This is a genomic window from Geobacillus sp. PLS 41 (assembly GCF_056494105.1).
The window spans coordinates 1956868-1982070 of record NZ_CM151395.1; the positions used below are offsets into that span (position 1 = coordinate 1956868).

Genomic DNA, 25203 nt, shown 5'->3' on the forward strand with positions numbered 1-25203 from the left:
ATGGAAACGATTTTTGCGGCGATTGAACAACTGATCCGTTATGCCGAGCAACGCGGCCTTTTAGCGCCGGAAGATGTTGTGTACGCGCGCAACCGCCTGCTGGCAACGCTCCGACTCACGGAATGGCAGCCGGCCGAGGTCAAGGACGTTCCCTTGGCCTCGCCGGCCCCGGTATTGGACGCTATGATTGATTGGGCGTATGAACAAGGATTGTTGGAAACGAATACAACGACCGAGCGCGATATATGGGATGCGAGACTGATGGACTGCGTCATGCCGCGGCCGTCGGAAGTGATCCGCGCCTTTTACGAGCGATACCGCCGCGACCCGCAGGAGGCGACGGACTGGTTTTATTCGTTGAGCCAAGCGTCCAATTACATTCAAACGGCGCGCATCGCCAACAATCAGCACTGGAAAGTGTCAACCATCTATGGAGAATTGGATATCACCATTAACTTGGCGAAGCCGGAAAAAGACCCGAAGGAAATCGCCAAATTAAAAGAGATGCCGTCATCCTCGTATCCAAAATGTGTATTATGCAAAGAAAACGAAGGGTATGAAGGAACGTGGCGTCATCCAGCCCGTTCCAATCACCGTGTCATCCCGATCACGTTATTGGATGAACAGTGGTATTTCCAATATTCTCCCTACGTGTACTATAATGAACATTGCATCGTCTTCCACGCCGAACATGTGCCGATGAAAATGGAGCGGAAGACGCTTGAGCGTTTGCTCGATTTCGTCGAAAAGTTCCCGCACTATTTCATTGGCTCGAACGCCGATTTGCCGATTGTCGGCGGCTCGATTTTAGTGCATGACCATTTCCAAGGCGGGTGCTATACGTTTGCGATGGAAAAGGCGGAGATCGAAGAGTGTATCCCGCTTCCATCGTTTCCGTCGGTCACAGCCGGCATAGTGCGCTGGCCGATGTCCGTCATCCGTTTGACTGGACCAAAAGAGGACGTGTTGGATGCGGCTGCCTTTTTGTATGAAACATGGCGGACGTACAGCGACTCAAGTGTCGAGATTATGGCCTACAGCGGCGATGTTCCGCATAACACGATCACCCCGATCGCCCGGCGGCGCGGCGATTTGTTTGAGTTGGACATTGTTTTGCGCAACAATCGGACATCAGCGGAACATCCGTACGGCATTTTCCATCCGCATGAAGAATTGCATCATATTAAAAAAGAAAATATCGGCTTGATCGAAGTGATGGGGCTGGCGGTGCTGCCGGCACGGCTTGCCGTGGAACTGGAGACGCTGGCCGATTATCTCGTGCATCGGACAAAAAAAGAAGACTGGGACGAGTCGATGCATAAACATTGGGATTGGTGCGAAGCCATTCACTCGGCCTATCCGGACATCACGAAGGACAACGTCCATGACATTTTGCGGCACGAAGTCGGGCAACGGTTTGTGACCGTGTTGGAACATGCCGGGGTGTTTAAGCGGGACAAGCGAGGGAAGGACGCGTTTCGCCGCTTTATGCAGCACGCTGTGGAGCGCATGTCGTCTCTTGTTTAAATGCGGCGAAAAAACGCGTTTCATATGAAACATAAGGAAGGGATTGCAAACAGACTATGGCTACGTTAAAAGAAATCGCGGAAAAAGTCGGCGTTTCGGTCGCGACGGTGTCGCGCGTGCTTAATTACGATGCGACGCTGTCCGTTTCCGATGAAACGAGAAGGCGCATTTTTGAAGTCGCCCAAGAGCTGAACTACAAAACATTGCGGGAACGAAGCCAGCAAGCGCGCGAATCGTTTCGCTTCGGGCTCATTCACTGGTATTCGGAGCGCCAGGAAATCGATGACCCCTATTATATGGCGATTCGCCTCGGAGTGGAAAAAGAGTGTTTTGACCGCGGCATCGAACTCGTCAAATTGTTTAAACAGCACGGCGCCTATCCGATCGAACGGATGGAGGCGCTCGATGGCATCATCGCCGTCGGAAAATTCGGGCCGAAGGAAGTCGAGGTTTTTGCCGCCGGGGCCAAACAAATTGTGTTTGTCGACTGTTCGCCTGATGAGCATCGGTTTGATTCAGTCGTCATCGACTTGCGTCAAGCGACGGTGACAGTGCTTGATTATTTGCTTCGGTTGGGGCATACGAAAATTGGCTATATCGGCGGCCGTGAATATGTCGACGGGGAAACGCCGATCCGCGATGAGCGCGAAGCGGCGTTTTACGAATATTTGTATGTCAAAGGGGTGTATGATTCCCGCTATGTATGGATCGGTGCCTTCACTGCTGAAGATGGCTATCGGCTGATGAAAGAGGCTGTTTCAGGCGGCGACTTGCCGACGGCGTTTTTCATTGCCAGTGATTCGATGGCGATTGGCGCCCTGCGTGCGCTGCATGAAGCCGGGATCGCTGTTCCGGAAGAGGCGGCGATTGTCGGATTCAATGATATTCCGACGGCAGCATTTCTTCACCCGCCGCTTTCGACGGTGAAAGTATACACAGAATTTATGGGTGAAACAGCGGTTGAGCTGCTCATCGAACGGTTGACGACGAAACGAGCGATTTGCAAAAAGGTCGTCGTGCCGACAGAGCTCGTCATCCGCTCAAGCAGCGAGGGCAACGAAAAGGGGAGCGGTCGATAAGCCGCTCCCTTCTGCATTAATGGAACTCGATATCAACGCGTTTTTTCGTTCCTGTCGTTGTTTTCGGGATATGAATGTCAAGCACGCCGTTTTTGTACGTCGCGCGAATGTTTTCCGTCGCCGCATCCGCCGGCAGGGTGATCGAACGCTGGAAGCGACCAAAGAAGCGTTCGCGCCGGTGCATTTGTTCTTCTCTTACATCGTGGTGGCGTTGAATCGTGCCGCTGATGGTCAACATGTTGTTCTGCACGTCAATGTGCACATCCTCTTTCCGCTCCAGCCCCGGTAAATCGCACGAAACGACGTATTCGTTGGCCGTTTCATGCATGTCGATGCGCGGCATCCAGTGCTGCTCATCCATATGAGTGAACAGCGATGGAAAATCACTAGCAAAAAAGCGGTTCATATCCCGGCGAATCGATTCCAAGTGCCGGAACGGGTCATACGGAATTAACGCCATAACTGCCATCCTCCTTAACAAGAAATGTTTTTTCGCTCAGTAGTGTGAACCGGATTCGTCTGTTTTATGTATGATTGGCTTGCAATTGTTCCATCACCGTCAAATACGCTTGAATGAGTGCTACTTTCATGCCATCCGGCAAGTCAGAAGCGGCCACCCGCTTAACGGCGTAATAAAACTTCACTTCGGACGATTGCCGCACGCGCGGATGCGTCCATTCATCGCGCAACTCTTGCCTTATCGTTTCATACAAAAGAGTTTGGCTTTCTTGTTCATCAAGCGGTCCGGCCGCCAGCGATCGGTTCGGCCAAAGTCGGCGGTAGCCGTCAAGCAGTGCAGAAAATGGATAGGTCACGGCTGTTTCCCTCCTTAAAAAATATACATAGCGATCCTCGAGGTCTGCTCCTTGCAACATATTCTTTTTAAGAAATTATATCATACAGCAGTCGAAGCGATTCGGGAGGCCAAGTCGAATGTAGATAGTGGGGGCTGGTTTCGTTTGCTGTCGTTGTAAGGCAGCCCAACCGTGGGACGCACGGGGATGGCTTGGTTGACAGCCTGCCGTGGGGCGGGTGTTCCCAAGAATCTCCCACCTCTAAGCGTTAGCGTAGGTGGGAGAGCGTTCAACCTAAAAAAGTAGTTGACATAAGGTGAGATAGTGTATAAAATAAAAATCGCCGCTTCGACGGAATGTCGGAGTGCAACGATCGAACAATCATGAAATAAAAAAACTATTGACAAATAGTTAACACTGCGTATAATGAATAATTGCCGCGACGAAATGAACGCGGTAATAATTAGAAGAGAATCAGTAGTTGACATTTTTGAAAGATTGTTTATAATAGTAACTGTCGTTCCTTGAAAACTGAACGAAACGAAGCGCGAAAGAAAAGCGAAGGCCGCTTTGGCCGAAGCTGGACAATACGGAAAAGCTGAGGCCCGCGGGTCGCCGCGATGGGCAAATGTTCTTCGCCTGCAGGGATTTACAATCCCGAAGGCGAAGGTTATTTGACCCCGAGCGGCGGCGGGCTGAAGCTGGACAATGCGAAAAGCCAATCAACTTTCTTTTGGAGAGTTTGATCCTGGCTCAGGACGAACGCTGGCGGCGTGCCTAATACATGCAAGTCGAGCGGACCAAATCGGAGCTTGCTCTGGTTTGGTCAGCGGCGGACGGGTGAGTAACACGTGGGCAACCTGCCCGCAAGACCGGGATAACTCCGGGAAACCGGAGCTAATACCGGATAACACCGAAGACCGCATGGTCTTTGGTTGAAAGGCGGCCTTTGGCTGTCACTTGCGGATGGGCCCGCGGCGCATTAGCTAGTTGGTGAGGTAACGGCTCACCAAGGCGACGATGCGTAGCCGGCCTGAGAGGGTGACCGGCCACACTGGGACTGAGACACGGCCCAGACTCCTACGGGAGGCAGCAGTAGGGAATCTTCCGCAATGGGCGAAAGCCTGACGGAGCGACGCCGCGTGAGCGAAGAAGGCCTTCGGGTCGTAAAGCTCTGTTGTGAGGGACGAAGGAGCGCCGTTCGAAGAGGGCGGCGCGGTGACGGTACCTCACGAGGAAGCCCCGGCTAACTACGTGCCAGCAGCCGCGGTAATACGTAGGGGGCGAGCGTTGTCCGGAATTATTGGGCGTAAAGCGCGCGCAGGCGGTTCCTTAAGTCTGATGTGAAAGCCCACGGCTCAACCGTGGAGGGTCATTGGAAACTGGGGGACTTGAGTGCAGGAGAGGAGAGCGGAATTCCACGTGTAGCGGTGAAATGCGTAGAGATGTGGAGGAACACCAGTGGCGAAGGCGGCTCTCTGGCCTGCAACTGACGCTGAGGCGCGAAAGCGTGGGGAGCAAACAGGATTAGATACCCTGGTAGTCCACGCCGTAAACGATGAGTGCTAAGTGTTAGAGGGGTCACACCCTTTAGTGCTGCAGCTAACGCGATAAGCACTCCGCCTGGGGAGTACGGCCGCAAGGCTGAAACTCAAAGGAATTGACGGGGGCCCGCACAAGCGGTGGAGCATGTGGTTTAATTCGAAGCAACGCGAAGAACCTTACCAGGTCTTGACATCCCCTGACAACCCAAGAGATTGGGCGTTCCCCCTTCGGGGGGACAGGGTGACAGGTGGTGCATGGTTGTCGTCAGCTCGTGTCGTGAGATGTTGGGTTAAGTCCCGCAACGAGCGCAACCCTCGCCTCTAGTTGCCAGCACGAAGGTGGGCACTCTAGAGGGACTGCCGGCGACAAGTCGGAGGAAGGTGGGGATGACGTCAAATCATCATGCCCCTTATGACCTGGGCTACACACGTGCTACAATGGGCGGTACAAAGGGCTGCGAACCCGCGAGGGGGAGCGAATCCCAAAAAGCCGCTCTCAGTTCGGATTGCAGGCTGCAACTCGCCTGCATGAAGCCGGAATCGCTAGTAATCGCGGATCAGCATGCCGCGGTGAATACGTTCCCGGGCCTTGTACACACCGCCCGTCACACCACGAGAGCTTGCAACACCCGAAGTCGGTGAGGCAACCCTTACGGGAGCCAGCCGCCGAAGGTGGGGCAAGTGATTGGGGTGAAGTCGTAACAAGGTAGCCGTACCGGAAGGTGCGGCTGGATCACCTCCTTTCTAAGGACGAAGAAAAGCGGAAGCGCCGCGTTTGGCTCTCGAAGCCAAATGTTCTTCACCCGCAGGGGTGCTTGCACCCCGAGGGGGAAGGTTATTTGGCAGAAGAGAGCCAGGCGCTGGAGCTAGACATCAGTCGTTATTCAAAGCAAAACGCGCTTCTGTTTCGTTCAGTTTTGAAGGAATGAGAAATTCCTTCAGTTGCTTTGCGTCTGCGTCTACAAGTGAATTCAGAGAAGCTGGATTCCTCGGCGCAAAGCTGCAAAGAAGCAGACTCAAGGCAGCAGCTTCGTTCCTTGAAAACTAGATAACCGATAAAGCAAAGGAAGAAGCCGAGAGCGCAATAGGTTAAGCTGGAAAGGGCGCACGGTGGATGCCTTGGCACTAGGAGCCGATGAAGGACGGGGCAAACGCCGAAACGCTTCGGGGAGCTGTAAGCAAGCGTTGATCCGGAGATGTCCGAATGGGGGAACCCACTGTCCGTAATGGGGCAGTATCCATGCCTGAATCCATAGGGCATGGAGGGCACACCCGGGGAACTGAAACATCTTAGTACCCGGAGGAGAAGAAAGCAACCGCGATTCCCTGAGTAGCGGCGAGCGAAACGGGAACAGCCCAAACCAAGAGGCATGTCCTCTTGGGGTTGTAGGACCGCTCACGATGGGAGTGAGAAAGGGACGGGGTAGACGAACCGGTCTGGAACGGCCGGCCAGAGAAGGTGAGAGCCCTGTAGTCGAAACTTCGTTCCCTCCCGAGCGGATCCTGAGTACGGCGGGACACGAGGAATCCCGTCGGAAGCAGGGAGGACCATCTCCCAAGGCTAAATACTCCCTAGTGACCGATAGTGCACCAGTACCGTGAGGGAAAGGTGAAAAGCACCCCGGGAGGGGAGTGAAAGAGAACCTGAAACCGTGTGCCTACAAGTAGTCAGAGCCCGTTGATGGGTGATGGCGTGCCTTTTGTAGAATGAACCGGCGAGTGACGATGGCGTGCGAGGTTAAGCCGAAGAGGCGGAGCCGCAGCGAAAGCGAGTCTGAACAGGGCGTGTGAGTACGTCGTCGTCGACCCGAAACCAGGTGATCTACCCATGTCCAGGGTGAAGGCCGGGTAACACCGGCTGGAGGCCCGAACCCACGCACGTTGAAAAGTGCGGGGATGAGGTGTGGGTAGGGGTGAAATGCCAATCGAACTTGGAGATAGCTGGTTCTCCCCGAAATAGCTTTAGGGCTAGCCTCGGGTTTAAGAGTCTTGGAGGTAGAGCACTGATTGGGCTAGGGGCCCAAAACGGGTTACCGAACCCAGTCAAACTCCGAATGCCAATGACTTATGCCCGGGAGTCAGACTGCGAGTGATAAGATCCGTGGTCGAGAGGGGAACAGCCCAGACCGCCAGCTAAGGCCCCGAAGTGCACGTTCAGTGGAAAAGGATGTGGAGTTGCCGAGACAACCAGGATGTTGGCTTAGAAGCAGCCACCATTTAAAGAGTGCGTAATAGCTCACTGGTCGAGTGACTCTGCGCCGAAAATGTACCGGGGCTAAACGTGCCGCCGAAGCTGCGGGATGACCGTTGGTCATCGGTAGGGGAGCGTTCTAAGGGCAGAGAAGCCAGACCGGAAGGACTGGTGGAGCGCTTAGAAGTGAGAATGCCGGTATGAGTAGCGAAAACAGAGGTGAGAATCCTCTGCGCCGAAAGCCTAAGGGTTCCTGAGGAAGGTTCGTCCGCTCAGGGTTAGTCGGGACCTAAGCCGAGGCCGAAAGGCGTAGGTGATGGACAACAGGTTGAGATTCCTGTACCACCTTCTTCCCGTTTGAGCGATGGGGGGACGCAGGAGGATAGGGCGAGCAGGCGGCTGGAAGAGCCTGTCCAAGCCGTGAGGCTGATCCGCAGGCAAATCCGCGGATCATAAGGCCAAGCGGTGACGGCGACGGATTGATCCGGAAGTCCCCGATTTCACACTGCCAAGAAAAGCCTCTAGCGAGGGAAGAGGTGCCCGTACCGCAAACCGACACAGGTAGGCGAGGAGAGAATCCTAAGGCGCGCGGGAGAACTCTCGTTAAGGAACTCGGCAAAATGACCCCGTAACTTCGGGAGAAGGGGTGCTCTTTGGGGTGAAGAGCCCTGAAGAGCCGCAGTGAAAAGGCCCAAGCGACTGTTTATCAAAAACACAGGTCTCTGCGAAGCCGAAAGGCGACGTATAGGGGCTGACACCTGCCCGGTGCTGGAAGGTTAAGGGGAGCGCTTAGCGGAAGCGAAGGTGCGAACCGAAGCCCCAGTAAACGGCGGCCGTAACTATAACGGTCCTAAGGTAGCGAAATTCCTTGTCGGGTAAGTTCCGACCCGCACGAAAGGTGTAACGACTTGGGCGCTGTCTCAACGAGAGACCCGGTGAAATTATACTACCTGTGAAGATGCAGGTTACCCGCGACAGGACGGAAAGACCCCGTGGAGCTTTACTGCAGCCTGATATGGAATTTTGGTATCGCTTGTACAGGATAGGTGGGAGCCTGGGAAGCCGGAGCGCCAGCTTCGGTGGAGGCGACGGTGGGATACCACCCTGGCGGTATTGAAATTCTAACCCGCACCCCTTAGCGGGGTGGGAGACAGTGTCAGGTGGGCAGTTTGACTGGGGCGGTCGCCTCCCAAAAGGTAACGGAGGCGCCCAAAGGTTCCCTCAGAATGGTTGGAAATCATTCGGAGAGTGCAAAGGCACAAGGGAGCTTGACTGCGAGACGGACAGGTCGAGCAGGGACGAAAGTCGGGCTTAGTGATCCGGTGGTTCCGCATGGAAGGGCCATCGCTCAACGGATAAAAGCTACCCCGGGGATAACAGGCTGATCTCCCCCAAGAGTCCACATCGACGGGGAGGTTTGGCACCTCGATGTCGGCTCATCGCATCCTGGGGCTGTAGTCGGTCCCAAGGGTTGGGCTGTTCGCCCATTAAAGCGGTACGCGAGCTGGGTTCAGAACGTCGTGAGACAGTTCGGTCCCTATCCGTCGCGGGCGGAGGAAATTTGAGAGGAGCTGTCCTTAGTACGAGAGGACCGGGATGGACGCACCGCTGGTGTACCAGTTGTCCCGCCAGGGGCACCGCTGGGTAGCTATGTGCGGACGGGATAAGCGCTGAAAGCATCTAAGCGTGAAGCCCCCCTCAAGATGAGATTTCCCACCGCGCAAAGCGGGTAAGATCCCTCGAAGATGACGAGGTCGATAGGTCCGAGGTGGAAGCGTGGCGACACGTGGAGCTGACGGATACTAATCGATCGAGGGCTTGACCTATAAGCGGCTTCTTCCGACGGTTATCTAGTTTTGAAGGAATGAATTCTTCTCATGATGCGGAAGTAGTTCAGTGGTAGAACACCACCTTGCCAAGGTGGGGGTCGCGGGTTCGAGTCCCGTCTTCCGCTTTTCCATCATGCGCTCGTAGCTCAATTGGATAGAGCATCTGACTACGGATCAGAAGGTTAGGGGTTCGAATCCTCTCGAGCGCGTTTATTAACTAACTTCAAAAAAAGATATTGACAAAAAAAACAATTAGCGATTATATTTTTATTGCAGTCGTTTCTAAGACAAGTCCTAATGATATTGATCATGCGGGTGTAGTTTAATGGTAAAACCTCAGCTTCCCAAGCTGAAGTCGTGGGTTCGATTCCCATCACCCGCTTTCCTTTATTTTATCGTGAATATCGTATGGATATTGTTCCAGCAGCTCAGCTGGATAGGGCAACGAGCAAAGTCATCTTCGAAATGGCTACGAGTTGTCCTGATGCACCAAGCTTCCTTGAGTAGGCTTGTAGAGGAAGGGGCAGCGGAATAATGAGAGTGTCATCATGATTACTATGTCCCAGTAGCTCAGTAGGATAGAGCAGCGGCCTTCTAAGCCGTCGGTCGGGAGTTCGAGTCTCTCCTGGGACGCCATTTCCATACAAAAAGAACGCGCAAAAGGCGCTGGAACGAAGTTCTCCGATCGCCAGGAAAGAAGATTGATTCCATGTGCGAGAGGGGAATTTTTTATTTGGTTATAAGAGCCGACAGTGGGAATATTGGAGTGTTCTGTCGATGATGTCCCAGCAGCTCAGCAGGATAGAGCAACGAGCAATAGCTTCTTTGAAACAACTGCGAGTTGCCCCGACGCATCCATCTTCTTCGAGTAAGCTTGTAGAGGAAGGGGCAGCGGCCCTAAGCCGTCGGTCGGGAGTTCGAGTCTCTCCTGGGACGCCACTTACATACGATTCGTTCCGGTTAAAATCCTCAAAACCCTTGATACGATCGCGTTTGCGGTCGTTTTTCATTTTTTGGGAATCCCGAAAAAAACGATAGGATCCGAAAAAATTTTGCACGAATTTTGCACGGTGATCACAGGGCATTATAGAGTTCCATCATGGTTTGATCTACCTGCCGCGATTCTTTTTGTTCCTTCTCGTCTATGATGTGAGAGTAGAAATCTTCATTTGAAAGAGCGTGCAAACGTTCCGAAAGAATGTGCAAAATCCAGAATAATCCGTAAAAATTTTGCACATGATTTCCGAATCCTCCTGAAATAATTTGAAAAAGGGATTCTGAAATAATGTGCTAATTTACATGAAGAGAATGTTAATTATATTTGTATTATAATTATAAATATTGAATAAAAAAATGATTAGTGTTATTATTTGTATTGAAGGAAATATTAAGTAATTTTGGGAGGCGGTTCTATGTTAACTAAGACAGGAATTGCTCTAGATCAGGTCGAAATGAGGTGTCCATTAAAAAAGGAGAGATGAATATATGCTAAGTAGTTTTTTGCTTCGGTTCTTCTTGGCTTATCTTTATCAATTCCGATTGGTCCTATTAACATAGAAATGGTGAAGCGGGGAATAAAGTACGGATTTTTTCATTCATGGGTTGTCGGATTGGGAGGAATGTCAGCGGATATAGTACTAATGTTTGCCATCTTTTTTGGCTTATCCGTTTTTTAACAAAATCTGTTGTACAGCTCATCATGTGGTTTTCTGGTTTCTTCATTTTGTGTTATTTGGGTTATGATAGCATAAAGGAGGCATTTAAAAAGGTTGAAATAACCGGAGAGGTTAACAAAGAAGGTTTATTCAAATCATATCTTTCTGGCTTCTTTATAGCTATATCGAATCCACTTAATATTGTTTTTTGGGTTAGCATCTATGGATCTGTATTAGCGATGGAATTGAATTCTATTGAAAGGTATCATGCACTTGCTAAAAGTAGTGCGATATTTCTGGGGATCGCATTATGGGATTTTACAGTAGCACTCTCTGTACATTTGGGAAGAAAAATGATAAGTCAAAAGTGGCTAAAATGGTTATCTGTTGCTGCAGGGATTTCTTTGATTGGATTTGGTATAAGCTTTGGATATAGAGCCTTTAAAACGTTGCTACATATGATATAATTTTTGGCATCAAAAGATACCTCGATCAATACGATTACTTGATTGTGTTCTGTTTGAATTTCCCATACTTTTGGCCACGCTAGATATGCGAACAACGGTGTATTTTAAAGACGGTATAGCTGTCATACAAGCTAATGATACTGGCGAAATTGTTAGTATTGTTACTAGAAGCCCGGTGAAAAACGGGGCGTTGCGGGCAAATCAACGGCGTTGGATCAGAATCGCAAGCCCGTTTGTCAAAGTTTCTCTAATTGAAAAATAGGTGGGCCATCAACCTTCTTCACTAAATCACCAGCTTTCTAGAAAGAATCCAAAAAAAGATTGGAGGGAAATCGATGGATGATTTGTTGCAGTGCATCGAAGACGATCTTGAAGGAAATTTGCCGCCAGAGCAATTTTCTTATGATTTTCCTGCTATATATGCATCTTATTTCGATGATGGAGATTTAGACGAAAAGTACATCGACGCGTTTGATGATATTTCGGAAGCGTGCGGCTGGTATGAGCCTAACCCTCTTCATAGAGAGGACGACGATGAGTATATCGGAGAAGAAGAGCTGAGGAACAAAGTAGAGGAAAAATATCAAACGATTAAGAAATTGTCGACGAGAAGCACTTAACCTACTCGAATGGTTACGTGCTTTTTTATTTTCCCTCGTCTTTTTAGCATTTGTAGACGTAAAAGAACAAAGTGGTTCGTGGCCGTAACCACCATTGAAAGTTCCTTTGGTTGGCCTCATCGCATATTGGGTCGAATTTTGTCTCGCAAATGAAAACAAATTGAAACGTTCATGGCGGCGAAAGTTTGTTAAAATGTATAGGATAGAAATAAAATTAGAAAACGTGCCATACAATGAACATGCATGGCAAATATACGAGTCAGGTGATCGACATGGGGTTTGAACAGCAACTTGTTCATAAAACATTTTACGAGACGCTCGTCGAGGCGGGGGAACGCGACGTTGTCAGCGCGCTTGGCGATATGTTTTTCACGGCGCATCGGGATGGCGCTGATTTGTCGTCGATTCGCTTTGCCCAAGGGGAAGTGTATTTCCACCGCCGCGACTACGAAGCGGCGATCTTGAAATGGGAACAAGTCCATCACGACGATTTGCGTCCGTGGGCGCAAAAAAATATCGCCGACAGCTACTATGAGCTTGGACGGCTCGAGCTGGCCGAGGAGCTGTACCGTTCGATTGAGACGGAAAGCGAAACGTTGCATGCGGAAATCATTTTGCGCCTGTTTTCGCTCTACCGTGAGTTGGGGGAAAACGCGAAAGCGGATGATATGATTAAGCGCGGTGTGACGTTGTATCCGGATTATCCGAACATGACCGAATGGGCGCGCGCCTTTTTCGAGGAGCAAGGTGATTGGGAAAGCGCCGTCGAGCTTGCTTTAGGAGAGGCGGTGCGGACGTCGGCGCGCCGCTGGGCGGACATCTTGACCGGTTATGTGGAACAAGGACATGCGCGAACGATGGCGCCTGCGCGGTTTTCACGCTGCCTGGCGCTGTTGTACGAAACGGATCGGGTGAAGTTTGAACGGCTTGTGCAGGCGCTATGGAACGGTTATCGGGATGGTGACCTCTATTTTTCGTGGCTCGCGGAGTGGAATCGCCTCTATGATGAGTTGTCGATCGGCCGCGACTACGACTGGAAGCGAATTCCCGGCCTTTTAGGGGAAGCCTATGCAGGATTGATGAAAGGCCCGTACCGATTGAAAGAGTTGGTGGAAGTGGTGCCACCGCTTGTCAAAAGCTGGGTGAGTTTAGCCGACGGTCCGGAGACAGCGGTGGCCGCGGCTGCCTTGTTGGCTTGGAGTGAGAAATTTCCTGAGGCGTTTGAAGAAGAGACGGTCAACGACGCCGCTAAGCGGCTCGTCCATGCGAAACGGCAAGCTGGGGAAGCTGGTGTGTCGCTATTTGAAGAAATTGCCGATTGGGCGGAAGAGCAGCGGGCGGGCTCGCATTTCCGCTTCCGCTGGTTCGTGCGGCAGCTGTCTGATTCGCGGACGCATTTCGTTTTGGTCGCTGGGGCGTCGCGCCATGAGCGGTTGGCGTTTTTGCGGACGTTGGTCGGCGAGGCAGCGTTGGCGGCGCCATCTGCGCCGGTGCTTGCGTGGAGAAACGGCGGGGAGATGGAAGTGGCGAAAATCAGCGACGACCAGTTTACCGTTTTTTCGAGCATTGACGAATTTCAACAGGCAACGGGCGGCCGCGGAAGCCGATTCTCCGATGACGCTGTCATTGAATGCACGGCGCCGTTTTCACTCGTGCCGCAAGGGATTGTCTTGTTGGATATCGGCCCGCTCGGCGGGCGCGCTTCATCCGACCATGAAGCGCTTGTGTCGTTTTCGCTTGCTGACAGCATTCTTTTTCTTCTCAACGGCGAGGATCCGTTTTCTAGCGCCGATGAACAGTTGATGCTGCAGCTTCGCGAGCGGGCGCCGTCTGCGCCGATGTACGTTTTGCTTCCTCCGGGCGACGGGATGGTGGATGAAGAGGAGACGGCGAGAATCGTTGAGGAAGTGGAAGCGCACGTTCGTACGATCGTTCCGGAGGCCAATGTCATGGTCTATTCGCCGCATGCGCCAAGCCGCAAGCAGCAGCAAGCCCTCGTCGGCTGGCTTGAGGAGATGCGCCGATGCGTGTCCCCTGTCCGCCGCGAGGAAGCGATTTTAACGACGATCCGCCAGTTCATCGCTCATTTGTTCCGGCAGCGAGCCGAGGCGGAAAGTCGACTGGCGGAGCTGGTCGTATGGAAAAAAGAAATGGCGGCCAAACTCAGCGGCGCCATTCATCAGCTTGGCGACCTGCAAGAGGAGAAAACGGCCAAAACGGCAAAGTCGTTCCACACCGTCTTGGCGGAAATGCGGGGCGAGCTGTTGACGGCGATTCCCGATCTGTTGCGCAGCATGGCGGATCTTGTGAGCGAAGACAGCGATTTTTCCCGCTTGCATCTTGAACTGAACGACAAAGCGAACGAACGGCTTCGCGCTTACCTTGATGAAGAGGCGCTGCCAAAGCTGCGCCGCGCCATGGAACAGTGGATTGCAGCGACGGAAGACGAATTCAACGAATGCCAGGTGTTTTTGCATGAAATGGGCGAAGGGTTTAACGCCATGTTCGGCCAGGAACGGCTCAAGCTCGAATGCGATTTTCGCCTTCTCGCCGATTGGCGGCGCGATACGGATCGGTTGATCAACGGGGTGCAAATTGACAAGGTGAACGTTTTCTTGCGGAGAACGCCAAGCCAGCTGCTGTTGAAAGGGGCGGGCAAACTGCTCGGTGCCTTTGCGCAAAACAAGGCGATGCTGGCGCAAAAGTATAAGCAGTTTATCCAGACGCAAGATTACGCTGAGGTGGTGGAGGCGATCATCCAGCAGTTGTTGCTGCCGTTTGAATGGTTTGCCAAATCGCTTGAGCGTGATGTCACTCAATTTTTCCATGCGCCATTGACGGCGCTCGATGAAACGTTGAAACGGCTGGAGCTGGAGATCGCTGCCCAGGAAGGCGAGCTCAAACATATGCGCAAAAACCCTGAGGCGTACCGCGACCCGCTCGTGCTCTTTGGCATTCGTTTGCGGCAATGCGAGCAGCTGGCGCAGGCGGCATCTGCCGCTGTGCAATTGCGGCAGGATGAAAACAAACCAATCAGTTCGGTCTAATGGTTCCGTGCAAAACCGTGCTTGAACGGAATAAGGCTGCGCCAACGGTCGGGTCTGGCCGCTCGTTTGGCGCAGCCTTATTGTTTAGAGCTGGCGAAACCGATTACGCCAGTTCGAATGCCCAGTTGCCGCTGCGGAAAATCGGCTCTCGCTTCCCGTCTTTCGTCACGCCGTCAATGTTCAGATCAGCTGAGCCGATCATAAAGTCGACGTGGACGAGGCTGTCGTTGACGCCGCGACGGTCGAGTTCGTCTTTGGACAATGAAGCGCCGTTCTCGATATTGGTCGGATACGCCTTGCCGAGCGCCAAATGGCAAGCGGCGTTTTCGTCAAACAGCGTGTTGTAAAAAATGAGATTGGACAGCGACACCGGCGATTGGTGCGGCACGAGGGCGACTTCCCCGAGGCGGCGCGCCCCGTCATCGGTGTCAAGCAAATGCTTAAGCGTCTCATATCCTTGTTCGGCGCTGAAGTCGACGACTTGACCGTCTTTGAACGTGAGCGTAAACCCATCGATCACGTTGCCGTTGTAATTGAGCGGCTTCGTGTTGCGCACCGTGCCGTTGACGCCGTCTTTATGCGGCATGGTAAACACTTCTTCGGTCGGGATGTTGGGATTGAAGCGCACGCCGCTTTGACTCGTCGCCGCGCCGCCGTGCCAGACGTGCCCGTCGACGAGTTCGACCGTGAGATTGGTGCCGGGCGCTTCGTAAACGAGCTGTTTGTATTGCTTGTTGTTTAAGTAATCGACGATGCGGGCGAGCCGGTCGTTATGTTCGCGCCAGGCAGCGATCGGATCGTCATGATCGATGCGGGTGATGCGGAAAATCGCTTCCCATAATTTGTCGATGGCTTCTTCATCGCGCAGATCGCCAAATACTTTTTGCGCCCACGCCGGTGTGGGGACGGAAATGAGCGACCAGCAGTTCCGATCGGCCATAATGGCGCTCCGGTAGTTGGCGAGCGCTTGGGCGGCCGTTTTATTGGCGGTGGCGATCCGCTTCGGATCAACATCTTTCAATAAGTCCGGGTTCGGGGCGTAAATGGATAAAAAGGCAGCGCCTTGTTCGGCGAGTTCTTCCATCGCTCTCGCCCGCCACATCGGATACTCGGAAAACGCTTCCTCTGGGGCGTAGTGAAATTTAATGTAAGTAAGCGCCTCGTCGTTCCACTCGACATACACGTGTTTCGCCCCGGTTTCGTACGCGGTTTTGGCGATTTTGCGGACGAGCGGCGCCGCCTCGAGCGGGGCGTTGACGAACAGCGTTTGCCCAGGCTGAATGTTGACGCCGACTTTCACGGCCAATTCAGCGTATTTGTGTAACTCGTTTTCCCAGCGATCCATATCGTTCACTCCTTTTTTTGGTGTCAAGTCCACTTTATTACATGACGATGCGTTTCGCAACTTTTTGAACAACGAAACGTGATGACTGCCTAAGGAAAAGAAAGGTGACAACGAGTTGAGTTAGGATTTAAAAAAGCAAACCGGCATAAATCGCTTCTTATCGTCATAATGGTAGTAATGAAATAAATAAGTCATGAAGCTGCACTTTTATTGGCTGCACCGGCATTGTCGTCTTCGTTCGATGGCAATGTCGGTTTTTTTACGGGGGAAACGGTGGGCGGTGGTGTCGTGAGGCAAACAATATAGCGAGGGGGAGAAACAATGAATGGCATCATCTTGGCGGAACTCGTGCTGTATTGTCTTGTGATGGCAGCGCTTGGCTATTGGTATGGGAAAAAGGAGATGAGCCATTCCGACTTTTTGCTTGGCGGAAAAAAACTTCCCGGCTGGGCGCTCGCGTTTTCCGAGCGGGCGACGGGCGAATCGGCATGGCTGTTGCTTGGCTACACGGGGTTTGTGTTTGCGAGCGGTCTTTCCGCGATTTGGGTGGCGGTGGGCATTGTGATCGGCATTATCGGCGCCTGGCTTTTTTTGGCTGACCGGTTTCGCCAAGAGGCGGAGCGGTACGGCGCGCTGACCTTGCCCGGCTATTTGGCGAAACGGTTCGGCGCGCATGGGCAAACGATTTTATGGCTTGCGACCGTCCTTATTTTTAGCTTTATGATGTTTTATTTCAGCGCACAAATTGCCGGAGCGGGCAAGACATTGTTTACCGTTTTCCATATCGACCCAGCGCTTGGCATGGTCATCAGCGTGGCGATTGTCATTATCTTGTCATACACCGGCGGATTTGTCAGCGTCGTCTGGACGGATATGATTCAAAGTGTGCTCATGCTGGCGACGCTCGTGATTTTGCCTATCGTGGCAGTGGTGGAAATTTACAGTGGTGGCTTGTCGATCAGTGAAGCGCTCCATCACGCAAAACCGGGCCTCGATTCATGGACGGGGGGAGTCACTGGATTTGCGCTCGGGCTATTGCTGTTTAACAATTTTGCCTGGTTTTTCGGCTATCTTGGCGGACAGCCGCAACTGAGCGTCCGCTTCATGGCGTTGAAAGACGCCCGCGAGGCGAAAACGGCCAAAACAGTGGCGATCGTTTGGACATTATTGGCGTATGGCGGAGCGTTTTTGATCGGCCTTGCGGCGATTGCCCTTTACCAAGGACAATCATTCACCGATGTCGAGACCGTGCTGCCGAAAATGGTGTTGGACTTGTTGCCGCCATGGTTGGCCGGGCTGCTGTTATCCGGCATTTTGGCCGCCATCGTGACAACGGCCGATTCGCAGCTGCTGGTGATCACGAGCTCCATCAGCGAAGATATTGTCCGCCGCTCGCTGCGCCTCCGCCTGTCGGAAAGGCAGCTTGTCGCCCTTTCCCGCGCGGTGGTGGTCATCGCCGGGTTGCTTGGCTTGGTGCTGGCGATGACATCCGAATCGCTTGTGTATTTCATTGTCAGCTGGGCGTGGGCTGGAATCGGCTGCACGCTGTCGCCGGCGATTTTGCTTTCTTTCTTCTGGAAAAGATATTCCGGAATCGGCGCCATCGCGACCATTGTTGCCGGTTTTGTCAGCACGGTCATCTGGATTTCCTCGCCGCTTGAGGCTATCATCAGTTCACGGTTTACGACGTTTGCCATTGCGCTGGTGGCCGGGGTGCTGTTCAGCTTGTTGTTTCCTGATCGTCAGCGGACGATGTGATCGATCACGTCAATGCGTTAGCATGAGGGTGTCCCGAAAGAGGCGGGACACCTTTTTTCTAGACGGAACGCTTGATGATATCCAGCCTCTTTGAAGAAAAGGCGGGCGTTTATGCCGGCCTGGTGCTGTGTTGGTTGCCGTTTTGTCAACGTTGTTCGCTGTCCAAAAACCGTCGCACCATTTGGGCGCATGCCTCCCGGTCGTAACGATGGTAAAAGGTTGTCGCAAACCGGGCCGGATCGCCGAAGAAAAACCGTTCGTACAGCGTCTGCCGCGTCCCGAAGGCGCTCATCGCCAAATCCCAGGCGAAGCGGAATAGCTGCACCCGCTGTTCGGCCGGAAGCGTCGCTGCCTGCAAATACCGCTCCAAATCCGGTCGGAGCGGAGAGGAGAAATCCGCTTCCGTTGGCAGACAAACAAGCCCGCTGGCGCCAAGCAGCTGAACGATGTCGACAAAACGCGGGTACAAGCGCGGGTATAAAAAGGCAGCGGCGTAAAGCGGGGCAGGATCGGGCACCATGGTGCCGCGCCGGTCCGGTTTCGCTTGGAGCTCGGCAGCGAGAAGCATCGCCCGAAGCGCTTCAAGGGCGGCGGCGATTTCCCCGATTTTTTCTTGCACATGCTGGTATCCGCCAATTTGGATGGCCTCGCTGAGCAGCTCCACCGTTCCAAGGAAAAACTCGGTTTTCACGATGCGCCGCGCCAGCACTTGGTGCAGCAGCATGATCGCCAAATGGGTTTCTTCATCTAGTTCTTTGGCCACCCATGCGTCTTTGTAGAAAAATACCCGATCCCATGGAACGAGCACATCGTCAAATACAACAATGGCGTCGATTTCATCAAAGTGCGCGCTGAGCGGGGCGTCAAACGAAGAGGCGCCAGCAGCAAAAGAAGGGCGGCAGATGAACTTCAACCCCGGCGTGTTGCTCGGAATCGAAAACGCGTACATGTATTCATCGCCAAGAAGCGTCCCGCCGGCTGGCAAAACGAGAAGTTCGTCAGTCATGCCGCCTTGGGTGGCGAGCAGGCGCGCGCCTTTGATGACGAGTCCGTCTGTCGTTTCGCGGATCACTTTGGCGGCGATCGGCTCGCCGTCTTCTTCCATATAGCCGAGGGAACGGTTCACTTGCGGATTGACAAACGTATGGGTAAACGACAAGTCGTTGTTGATCGCCCGCTCATAGAGGCGTTCGATATGTTCGGCGTAGGACGGGTGCTGCTGTCCGAAAAAGTCGGCCGCGGAAGCGAGCGCCATCACGGCGGTGTTCATGTAGTCGGGAGATCGACCCATCATCCCCGCTGTCAAGCGCGCCCATTCTTGGAACGCCAGGCGCCGGTGTTCGAGATCGTCTTTTGTCGTCGGCCGCAAAAACGCCGCGCCGGCCAGTTCCCCCGTCGATGTGCGGAACGTCAGCACCGGCTGTTTGTTTGGATTGTGCTGGGCGTCATATAAGCGGGCTTGGCTTCGGATTACGCCGGCGAAGGCCGGGTGCTCCGACAGTTTTCCCTCGACCTGCGCACCGTTGATCCATACATTTGATCGAAGATTGTCAATGCGCTCGATATACTCGGTTCCGTTACTAATGGCCATAGTCCTCATCCCTTTTTCCGTAAAAACCGTTTATGGCCATTGTATGCGCGCCTAGAAAAAAGGGGAGGGGGATTCACTCATGAACAAAGCAGGCCACTTCTACTCGGTTGCGCCCGTTTTGTTTAGCTCGGTAAAGCGCCTGATTGGCAAGGGAAAAAAAGCGTCTTAGCGTGTTCATCCGGCTACGGGATGGTTATGGCGGCTCTAACACTGACGGTGACGTAACTGGCAGCGGGCAATGAACGGTACGGAATGGCCAGCCGTTCAACGTCCACCCGTACTGCTTCGACGGCCGCTGTTGCCCCCTCATGAAACGCGGGGGTCGTTTATATTTTGCGAGCAGCAGCAATTCGCCATTTCGCCACAACTTTTCGAACATATTGTGAAATAGTGAACAAATCCATTTCATTTAGCGGAAAAAGGAGTACGATAAAAGTGTAAGGAAGATCTTCCAAAATGAAAGGGGAGGAACAAAATGGTTGTCAAATGGTTGCGCGAACACATCACGGCGTCGGCGTTGATGGTGGTGTTAAGGTTGTATTTAGGGTATGAATGGATGACGGCGGGGTGGGAAAAACTGACGAACGGTTTTGATGCCTCAGGATTTTTAAAAGGGGCGCTGGCGAATGCCACGGGCGAACACCCGGCTGTGCAAAGCTGGTGGGCGGGCTTTATCGAAAACGTAGCACTGCCGAATGTCGGATTGTTCAACTTCCTCGTGCCATGGGGTGAATTTCTCGTCGGGATCGCGCTCATTCTCGGATTGTTTACGACTTTTGCCGCACTCATGGGAGCTGTCATGAACTTCGCCTTCATGTTCTCGGGCACGACGAGCACGAACCCGCAAATGGTGCTGCTCACCGTCTTCATCCTCGTCGCCGGAGCCAATGCCGGACGCTACGGTTTCGATCATTGGGTGCTGCCATATCTCCGCCATTGGTGGACGGATAAAACGCATCGTCCACATCGCCCGGCCGCAGCGCATAAATGACCGCCGTCAAGCCGCGTAAGCTGCTCCGGCTTTCCTCCTTTTCCTAACGGCTGCTCCTTCTCCAACGTGGAAGGGGGCGGCCGTTTGTCAGGGCGGCGAAAATGATGGGTCGTTCAAAAAAGGAAATCGGCGAATGACGGCGAAATTATTTCATATGGATGAAGCAGAGGACATGAACAATTGGGAGAAAGCGTTTTCTAAGCGAAAAATACTGACCATTCAGTATTCTGTCGAAGGATGGTGAAACAGGTGAACCAAACGCCCCCGTATTGGCCGAGCAGATTGCCGAAGAAGCTCCACTATGTGCTCGGCGAACAGCCGCTCTATCATTATTTGCGCCATCGCGGCGAACGCGAGGAAAACGAGCCGGCGTACATCTTCTACAACAAGGTGGTCACTTGGGGAACATTGCTGGATCACGTCCGCCGGTTTGCCCGCTATTTGCAGGAAAAAGGGGTGAGGAAAGGGAGCTATGTCGCCTTGTACATGCAAAACTGTCCGCAATACATCATCGCCCACTTCGCCATCCAGCAGTTAGGCGGCGTCGTCGTCCCGCTCAACCCGATGTACCGGGAATCGGAGCTCGCCTATTTTTTCGCTGAAGTGCCGCTTGTCGGCATCATCGCTGGGGAAGAAGGATTATCCCGCATTCAACAAGCTGAACAACAAACGGCGCCTCTGTCGTTTATCGTAACGTGCCACTACGGCGATTACGCCGATCCGGCAGGGGGCATCCCGCTTTGCGCCGAGCTTGTGCAACCGAAAGAGGCGATGAGCGCCGCGGACGATTTTGCGGCCATCATCGCCGCCTATCCGCCGCTTGATGAGACCGCTTCTATTGACTTATGGAACGATGTCGGGTTGATCATTTTTACATCGGGTACGACCGGTCGGCCGAAAGGAGCGATGCTCACCTATGGCAATGCGCTATTTAAGACGGCCGCATCCGCCCAGGCGAACCGGCTGACGGAAAAACGCGAACAGCTTATGGCCCATTCCCCGCTTTGCCATATTGCCGGCATGGTGATGGGACTGAATACGCCGGTGTACACGGGACATCCATGCGTGCTGTTTACCCGCTTTGATCCGATGGCGACGATCAAAGCCATCGAAACGTACAAAGTCACGGCATGGTACAGCATCGCGCCGATGAATGCGGCCATTTTGCAAGTGCTGTCAACCACCTCTGCCGACTTGTCAAGTTTAAAACGCAACTTGGCGACGAGCTTCGGTCTGCCGGTGACGAAAGACCTTGCCGAGCGGTGGGCGGAAGCGACCGGCGGCTGCCTGTTGTACGAAGCCGCCTACGGGCTGAGCGAGACGCATACGTGTGACACGTTTATGCCGGATGACCGTGTGAAATTTGGCTCGTGCGGCATCCCGACGTATGAGACGGACATTCGCATCATCGATCCGGAAACGAAACGGGAGCTTGGGCCCGGACAGTCGGGGGAAATTGTCGTCAAAAATCCGGGGGTTTTTCAAGGCTACTTCCGCCGCGATGACGCGACGAGCGAGACGCTGAAAGATGGGTGGGTGTACACTGGCGATATCGGGTATGTCGATGAAGACGGCTATTTGTATTTCCAAGGGCGGTTGAAAGAAATGATTAAAGTGTCCGGCTACAGCGTCTTTCCGGAAGACGTCGAGGCACTGTTGAACGAACATCCGGCCGTCAAGCAATGTGCGGTCATCGGCGTGCCTGACCCGATGAAAGGGGAAGTGCCGAAAGCGTTTGTCGTTCTCCATGATTCGTACAAAGGAAGGGTGGCGCCGTCTGACTTGATCGAATGGGCGAAAACGCATATGGCGGCGTTCAAGTATCCGCGTTATATCGAGTTCATTGATGAATTGCCGGCGACGCCGTCAGGCAAAGTATTGCGAAAGCTGCTGCCAAGAGAATAACATAGCGGCGGGGTTTGATGCGGGCCGCCCCGCCTTTTTCTGCCAAAGGGGGATCGCGATGAAACATTTGCGGCAATTAACAGACGAACTGATGGCGAAAAAAGCGCGCGCCGCGCTAGGCGGCGGAGAAGAGAAAATCGCCAAGCAGCACGCGAAAGGGCTCCTGACGGCCAGAGAGCGGATCGACCTGCTTGTGGATGCCAAAACTTTTGTCGAGTTCGGACAGCTGAACGCGTCCGACCAACCCGGTTTGGAAGAAACGACGTATGGAGACGGGCTCGTCGCCGGCATCGGTAAAGTGAATGGCCGCCCGGCGGTCATCATCGCCGGGGATAAAACGGTGCTTGCTGGAACGGAGGGGAGCGTTCATTTGCGCAAGTCGCGGCAAATGCATGCGTTGGCTGTGCGCAATGGCTTGCCGATGTTTTTCCTCCATGAAGGCGGCGGGTTGCGCATGCCGGACGGGATGGGGTCGGACGGGATCAGCGACAAATTGTTTCCACGCGAGCTGCTCACCCACCACCGGAAAGTGCCGACGATGGCGGCGATTTTGGGGGACAGCTACGGTGGGCCGACATGGACGGCGGTCAGCTGCGATTTTGTCACGCAACTGAAGGGGACATGCATGGCGATCGCTGGGCCGCGCATGCTCGAGCTGGCAAACGGGCAACGCGTTTCTCCAGAAGAGCTTGGGGGCGTAGACATTCATCACCAGTATACAGGGCAAATTGACGCCGATGGCGAGACAGAGGCAGAATGCATCGAGCAACTAAAAAGGTTTTTTTCATACATGCCGCAAAACGAGAACGAGCGGCCGCCGATGCGGAAGACGGACGATGACCCATACCGGATGGTTGAGGAAGTGTTTTCAATTTTGCCGGACAAACGTAGCCGCGTCTATGATATGCGAAACATCATCGCCTGCCTTGTTGATGAAGGGGACTATTTTGAGTACCAGAAACAATTCGGCAAGGCGCTGATCGCCGCTTTGGCGCATCTGAACGGTCATGTGGTCGGCATCATCGCCAATCAGCCCAACCAATATGCAGGAGCGCCCGGGCCGCAGGAATGCCAAAAGGCGACGGAATTCATTTGCTTGTGCGACTCGTATCATATTCCGCTCATCTTTTTGCATGACACGCCGGGGTTTCGCATCAGCGTGGAGGCGGAAAAAGCGAAAATGGCGACGAAAATCATGGTGTGGAATCAGGCGCTTGCTCTATCAACTGTCCCGAAAATTTCGGTTGTCATCCGCAAAAGCATTGGCGCGGCGTACGGCAATATGTGCGGACCGGGGATGGGAGCGGATGTGGTCGTCGCTTGGCCGAGCGCGGAAATCAATTTCACCGGTCCGGAAGTCGGCGTCAACGTCGTATACGGCCGCGAGCTTGAACGCGCCGACAACCCGCATGAGCGGCGTCAGGAGCTGCTCAAGCAGTGGTCGTTTGACAGCTCGCCGTATGGGGCGGCGCGCAAACATTTGATCGACGATGTCATCCATCCGGCGGAGACGAGAAAATTCCTTTGCCAGACACTTGAATATTTGCTTACATCCAAGCGCGAAAAAAGCGAGCGCTTGCTCGCCGCTTGGCCGACGGGGTTTTAACGGAAGTCATTGGGAAGCCAAGCTCCACGTTACCATGGACTCAGGGGGTTGCGCCTAGTTGTGCCCCCTCCTTTCCACTGATATCTACGTGGGAAAGCCAGAAAAGACATTGACAGTCGAATAGAAATGGAATATTCTTTAATTAATATCGAATCGTTTATTCAATATTTAGATGTTTTTCTAAACATCTAACTATATACATGTATGAAAACCTGTTCACATTGGCGCATAAGAAGCAACGACAAATGAAAGCTCTCCCGGTGGCCTCCCCCCTTAAGACGCATCCAAAAATCGTTCACAAGGTGGGATCACCCATGTCATTCAACGAAGCGTTTAAAGCGATCGCCGATCCGACGCGCCGGAAAATTTTATCCTTGTTGCGAACAGGGGATTTGACGGCAGGAGAAATCGCCTCGCATTTCGATATGCAAAAACCGAGCGTATCGCATCATTTGAAAATTCTCAAGCAGGCTGATTTGGTGCAAGACCGGCGTGAGGGACAGCATATCTACTACTCTCTGAACACGACGGTGTTTCAAGATTTGCTTCGCTGGTTTTACGATTTTGTCGAAAAGGGGGAGAGACATGGTGAACGTTAGCCGGCTGACGATCGTGTTGACGGTTCTCGCTTATTTCTTGAGTTTGGCCGCCCTTCCGTATTTGCCGGATCAAGTGGCGATCCATTGGAATGCATCAGGGGAAGCTGACGGCTTCAGCAGCAAATGGTTTGGCGCGTTGTTGCTGCCCGTTCTCATGACGGTGTTCACGTTTTTGATGGCGGTCTTGCCGAAGCTCGACCCGAAAAGAGAAAATTACGCCCGATTTCAAACAAGCTATCGTATGGTCAATGCGGCGCTTTCCTGCTTTTTCTTGGCGCTGCATGCCGTGACGTTGGCGTACAATCTTGGATTTTCCATCGATGTTGGGGCGGTCATGCCGCTTGGCATCGGCGGCCTGTTTCTTGTCATCGGAAATTATATGCCGAAAATCAAACACAATTATTTCATTGGCATTCGCACACCGTGGACATTAGCGAGTGAGACGGTTTGGCACAAAACGCACCGTCTTGGCGGCAAAGTATTTACCGCGATGGGGATTTTGTCGATGCTCACCGCGTTTTGGCGCGGAGAGATGAGGGCTGTTTTGTTTGTCGTCATCATCGTTGTCGGCAATTTGTATCTCATCGTTCGATCGTTTCTTTATGAGCAGCAAGAACAGCGCAACCGTTCCTAAATAAGCGGGAGGGGGAGAGGA

General features: G+C 53.1%; 14 protein-coding genes, 4 tRNA genes, 2 rRNA genes and 1 pseudogene. 17 read left to right on the forward strand and 4 right to left on the reverse strand.

From position 1 onward, the window contains the following. Together galT and ACVX3G_RS09845 are read left to right on the forward strand one after the other, a co-directional pair. Window positions 1-1527: a UDP-glucose--hexose-1-phosphate uridylyltransferase gene (gene galT / locus ACVX3G_RS09840; RefSeq protein WP_011231633.1), complete on the forward strand. Its 1527-nt coding sequence runs from the start codon at window positions 1-3 to the stop codon at window positions 1525-1527. Between the two features lie 56 nt (window positions 1528-1583). Beyond that, entirely contained in the window at window positions 1584-2606 is a 1023-nt protein-coding gene (locus ACVX3G_RS09845; RefSeq protein WP_318549658.1) for a LacI family DNA-binding transcriptional regulator, read from the forward strand. Window positions 2607-2622: 16 nt separating this feature from the next. Here ACVX3G_RS09845 and ACVX3G_RS09850 read toward each other — a convergent pair whose 3' ends face one another. Both ACVX3G_RS09850 and ACVX3G_RS09855 read right to left on the reverse strand, forming a co-directional pair. After that, window positions 2623-3066, reverse strand: a complete 444-nt coding sequence (locus tag ACVX3G_RS09850) for an Hsp20/alpha crystallin family protein (protein ID WP_011231631.1) — start codon at window positions 3064-3066, stop codon at window positions 2623-2625. Window positions 3067-3130: 64 nt separating this feature from the next. After that, a complete protein-coding gene (locus ACVX3G_RS09855) occupies window positions 3131-3421 on the reverse strand; it encodes a hypothetical protein (protein ID WP_011231630.1) in 291 nt (96 codons plus the stop codon). Between the two features lie 709 nt (window positions 3422-4130). On the opposite strand from ACVX3G_RS09855, the gene ACVX3G_RS09860 reads away from it, so the two are divergent. From ACVX3G_RS09860 to ACVX3G_RS09900, 9 genes and pseudogenes are all read left to right on the forward strand, one after another. Continuing rightward, window positions 4131-5688 (forward strand): 16S ribosomal RNA (locus tag ACVX3G_RS09860). A gap of 343 nt (window positions 5689-6031) precedes the next feature. Continuing rightward, a 23S ribosomal RNA gene (locus ACVX3G_RS09865) occupies window positions 6032-8961 on the forward strand. The 16S and 23S rRNA genes sit together here with 4 tRNA genes alongside, the layout of an rRNA operon. Window positions 8962-9017: 56 nt before the next feature. Beyond that, window positions 9018-9089: transfer RNA gene (locus ACVX3G_RS09870), tRNA-Gly, on the forward strand. Window positions 9090-9099: 10 nt separating this feature from the next. Further along, window positions 9100-9173 (forward strand) — tRNA-Arg (locus ACVX3G_RS09875). Window positions 9174-9275: 102 nt separating this feature from the next. Beyond that, window positions 9276-9346: transfer RNA gene (locus ACVX3G_RS09880), tRNA-Gly, on the forward strand. Between the two features lie 177 nt (window positions 9347-9523). Next, window positions 9524-9600 (forward strand) — tRNA-Arg (locus tag ACVX3G_RS09885). A 923-nt stretch (window positions 9601-10523) separates the two neighbouring features. After that, a pseudogene (locus ACVX3G_RS09890) lies at window positions 10524-11086 on the forward strand (LysE family transporter). Between the two features lie 335 nt (window positions 11087-11421). Then, window positions 11422-11706, forward strand: coding sequence for a hypothetical protein (locus ACVX3G_RS09895; RefSeq protein ID WP_011231627.1), 285 nt, complete (start codon window positions 11422-11424; stop codon window positions 11704-11706). Between the two features lie 233 nt (window positions 11707-11939). Next, window positions 11940-14753, forward strand: coding sequence for a tetratricopeptide repeat protein (locus ACVX3G_RS09900; RefSeq protein ID WP_021321523.1), 2814 nt, complete (start codon window positions 11940-11942; stop codon window positions 14751-14753). A 103-nt stretch (window positions 14754-14856) separates the two neighbouring features. On the opposite strand, the gene ACVX3G_RS09905 is transcribed toward ACVX3G_RS09900, so the two are convergent. Beyond that, on the reverse strand, window positions 14857-16098 hold the full coding sequence (locus ACVX3G_RS09905; RefSeq protein WP_011231625.1) for an aminopeptidase: 1242 nt from the start codon (window positions 16096-16098) through the stop codon (window positions 14857-14859). A 321-nt stretch (window positions 16099-16419) separates the two neighbouring features. Between ACVX3G_RS09905 and ACVX3G_RS09910 the strand changes: the two genes are divergently transcribed. Beyond that, window positions 16420-17856, forward strand: a complete 1437-nt coding sequence (locus ACVX3G_RS09910; protein ID WP_014196165.1) for a sodium/proline symporter — start codon at window positions 16420-16422, stop codon at window positions 17854-17856. Window positions 17857-18001: 145 nt separating this feature from the next. Here ACVX3G_RS09910 and hpaB read toward each other — a convergent pair whose 3' ends face one another. Next, window positions 18002-19447: a 4-hydroxyphenylacetate 3-monooxygenase, oxygenase component gene (hpaB, locus tag ACVX3G_RS09915; protein ID WP_014196164.1), complete on the reverse strand. Its 1446-nt coding sequence runs from the start codon at window positions 19445-19447 to the stop codon at window positions 18002-18004. 475 nt (window positions 19448-19922) lie between these two features. On the opposite strand from hpaB, the gene ACVX3G_RS09920 reads away from it, so the two are divergent. The 5 genes from ACVX3G_RS09920 (at window position 19923) to ACVX3G_RS09940 (ending at window position 25182) form a co-directional block, all read left to right on the forward strand. Beyond that, window positions 19923-20438, forward strand: coding sequence for a DoxX family protein (locus tag ACVX3G_RS09920; protein ID WP_011231622.1), 516 nt, complete (start codon window positions 19923-19925; stop codon window positions 20436-20438). 237 nt (window positions 20439-20675) lie between these two features. After that, window positions 20676-22343, forward strand: coding sequence for an AMP-binding protein (locus tag ACVX3G_RS09925; RefSeq protein ID WP_020279268.1), 1668 nt, complete (start codon window positions 20676-20678; stop codon window positions 22341-22343). 58 nt (window positions 22344-22401) lie between these two features. After that, window positions 22402-23949: an acyl-CoA carboxylase subunit beta gene (locus ACVX3G_RS09930; protein ID WP_014196163.1), complete on the forward strand. Its 1548-nt coding sequence runs from the start codon at window positions 22402-22404 to the stop codon at window positions 23947-23949. Window positions 23950-24263: 314 nt separating this feature from the next. After that, window positions 24264-24548, forward strand: coding sequence for an autorepressor SdpR family transcription factor (locus ACVX3G_RS09935; protein ID WP_011231619.1), 285 nt, complete (start codon window positions 24264-24266; stop codon window positions 24546-24548). Next, the gene (locus ACVX3G_RS09940) at window positions 24535-25182 is read left to right on the forward strand and encodes an SdpI family protein (protein ID WP_014196162.1); all 648 of its coding nucleotides are present in this window, start codon (window positions 24535-24537) and stop codon (window positions 25180-25182) included. The genes ACVX3G_RS09935 and ACVX3G_RS09940 overlap by 14 nt, the downstream gene beginning before the upstream one ends. Window positions 25183-25203: the final 21 nt, after the last annotated feature.

Excerpts from the sequence above, each read along its gene's own strand:
- ACVX3G_RS09935 (WP_011231619.1), top strand. The coding sequence starts at position 24,264 with ATGTCATTCAACGAAGCGTTTAAAGCGATCGCCGATCCGACGCGCCGG.
- ACVX3G_RS09910 (WP_014196165.1), top strand. The coding sequence starts at position 16,420 with ATGAATGGCATCATCTTGGCGGAACTCGTGCTGTATTGTCTTGTGATG.
- ACVX3G_RS09845 (WP_318549658.1), top strand. The coding sequence starts at position 1,584 with ATGGCTACGTTAAAAGAAATCGCGGAAAAAGTCGGCGTTTCGGTCGCG.
- ACVX3G_RS09900 (WP_021321523.1), top strand. The coding sequence starts at position 11,940 with ATGAACATGCATGGCAAATATACGAGTCAGGTGATCGACATGGGGTTT.
- ACVX3G_RS09940 (WP_014196162.1), top strand. The coding sequence starts at position 24,535 with ATGGTGAACGTTAGCCGGCTGACGATCGTGTTGACGGTTCTCGCTTAT.
- hpaB (WP_014196164.1), bottom strand. The coding sequence starts at position 19,447 with ATGGCCATTAGTAACGGAACCGAGTATATCGAGCGCATTGACAATCTT.
- ACVX3G_RS09895 (WP_011231627.1), top strand. The coding sequence starts at position 11,422 with ATGGATGATTTGTTGCAGTGCATCGAAGACGATCTTGAAGGAAATTTG.
- ACVX3G_RS09920 (WP_011231622.1), top strand. The coding sequence starts at position 19,923 with ATGGTTGTCAAATGGTTGCGCGAACACATCACGGCGTCGGCGTTGATG.
- ACVX3G_RS09905 (WP_011231625.1), bottom strand. The coding sequence starts at position 16,098 with ATGGATCGCTGGGAAAACGAGTTACACAAATACGCTGAATTGGCCGTG.
- galT (WP_011231633.1), top strand. The coding sequence starts at position 1 with ATGGAAACGATTTTTGCGGCGATTGAACAACTGATCCGTTATGCCGAG.
- ACVX3G_RS09930 (WP_014196163.1), top strand. The coding sequence starts at position 22,402 with ATGAAACATTTGCGGCAATTAACAGACGAACTGATGGCGAAAAAAGCG.
- ACVX3G_RS09925 (WP_020279268.1), top strand. The coding sequence starts at position 20,676 with ATGGTGAAACAGGTGAACCAAACGCCCCCGTATTGGCCGAGCAGATTG.
- ACVX3G_RS09850 (WP_011231631.1), bottom strand. The coding sequence starts at position 3,066 with ATGGCGTTAATTCCGTATGACCCGTTCCGGCACTTGGAATCGATTCGC.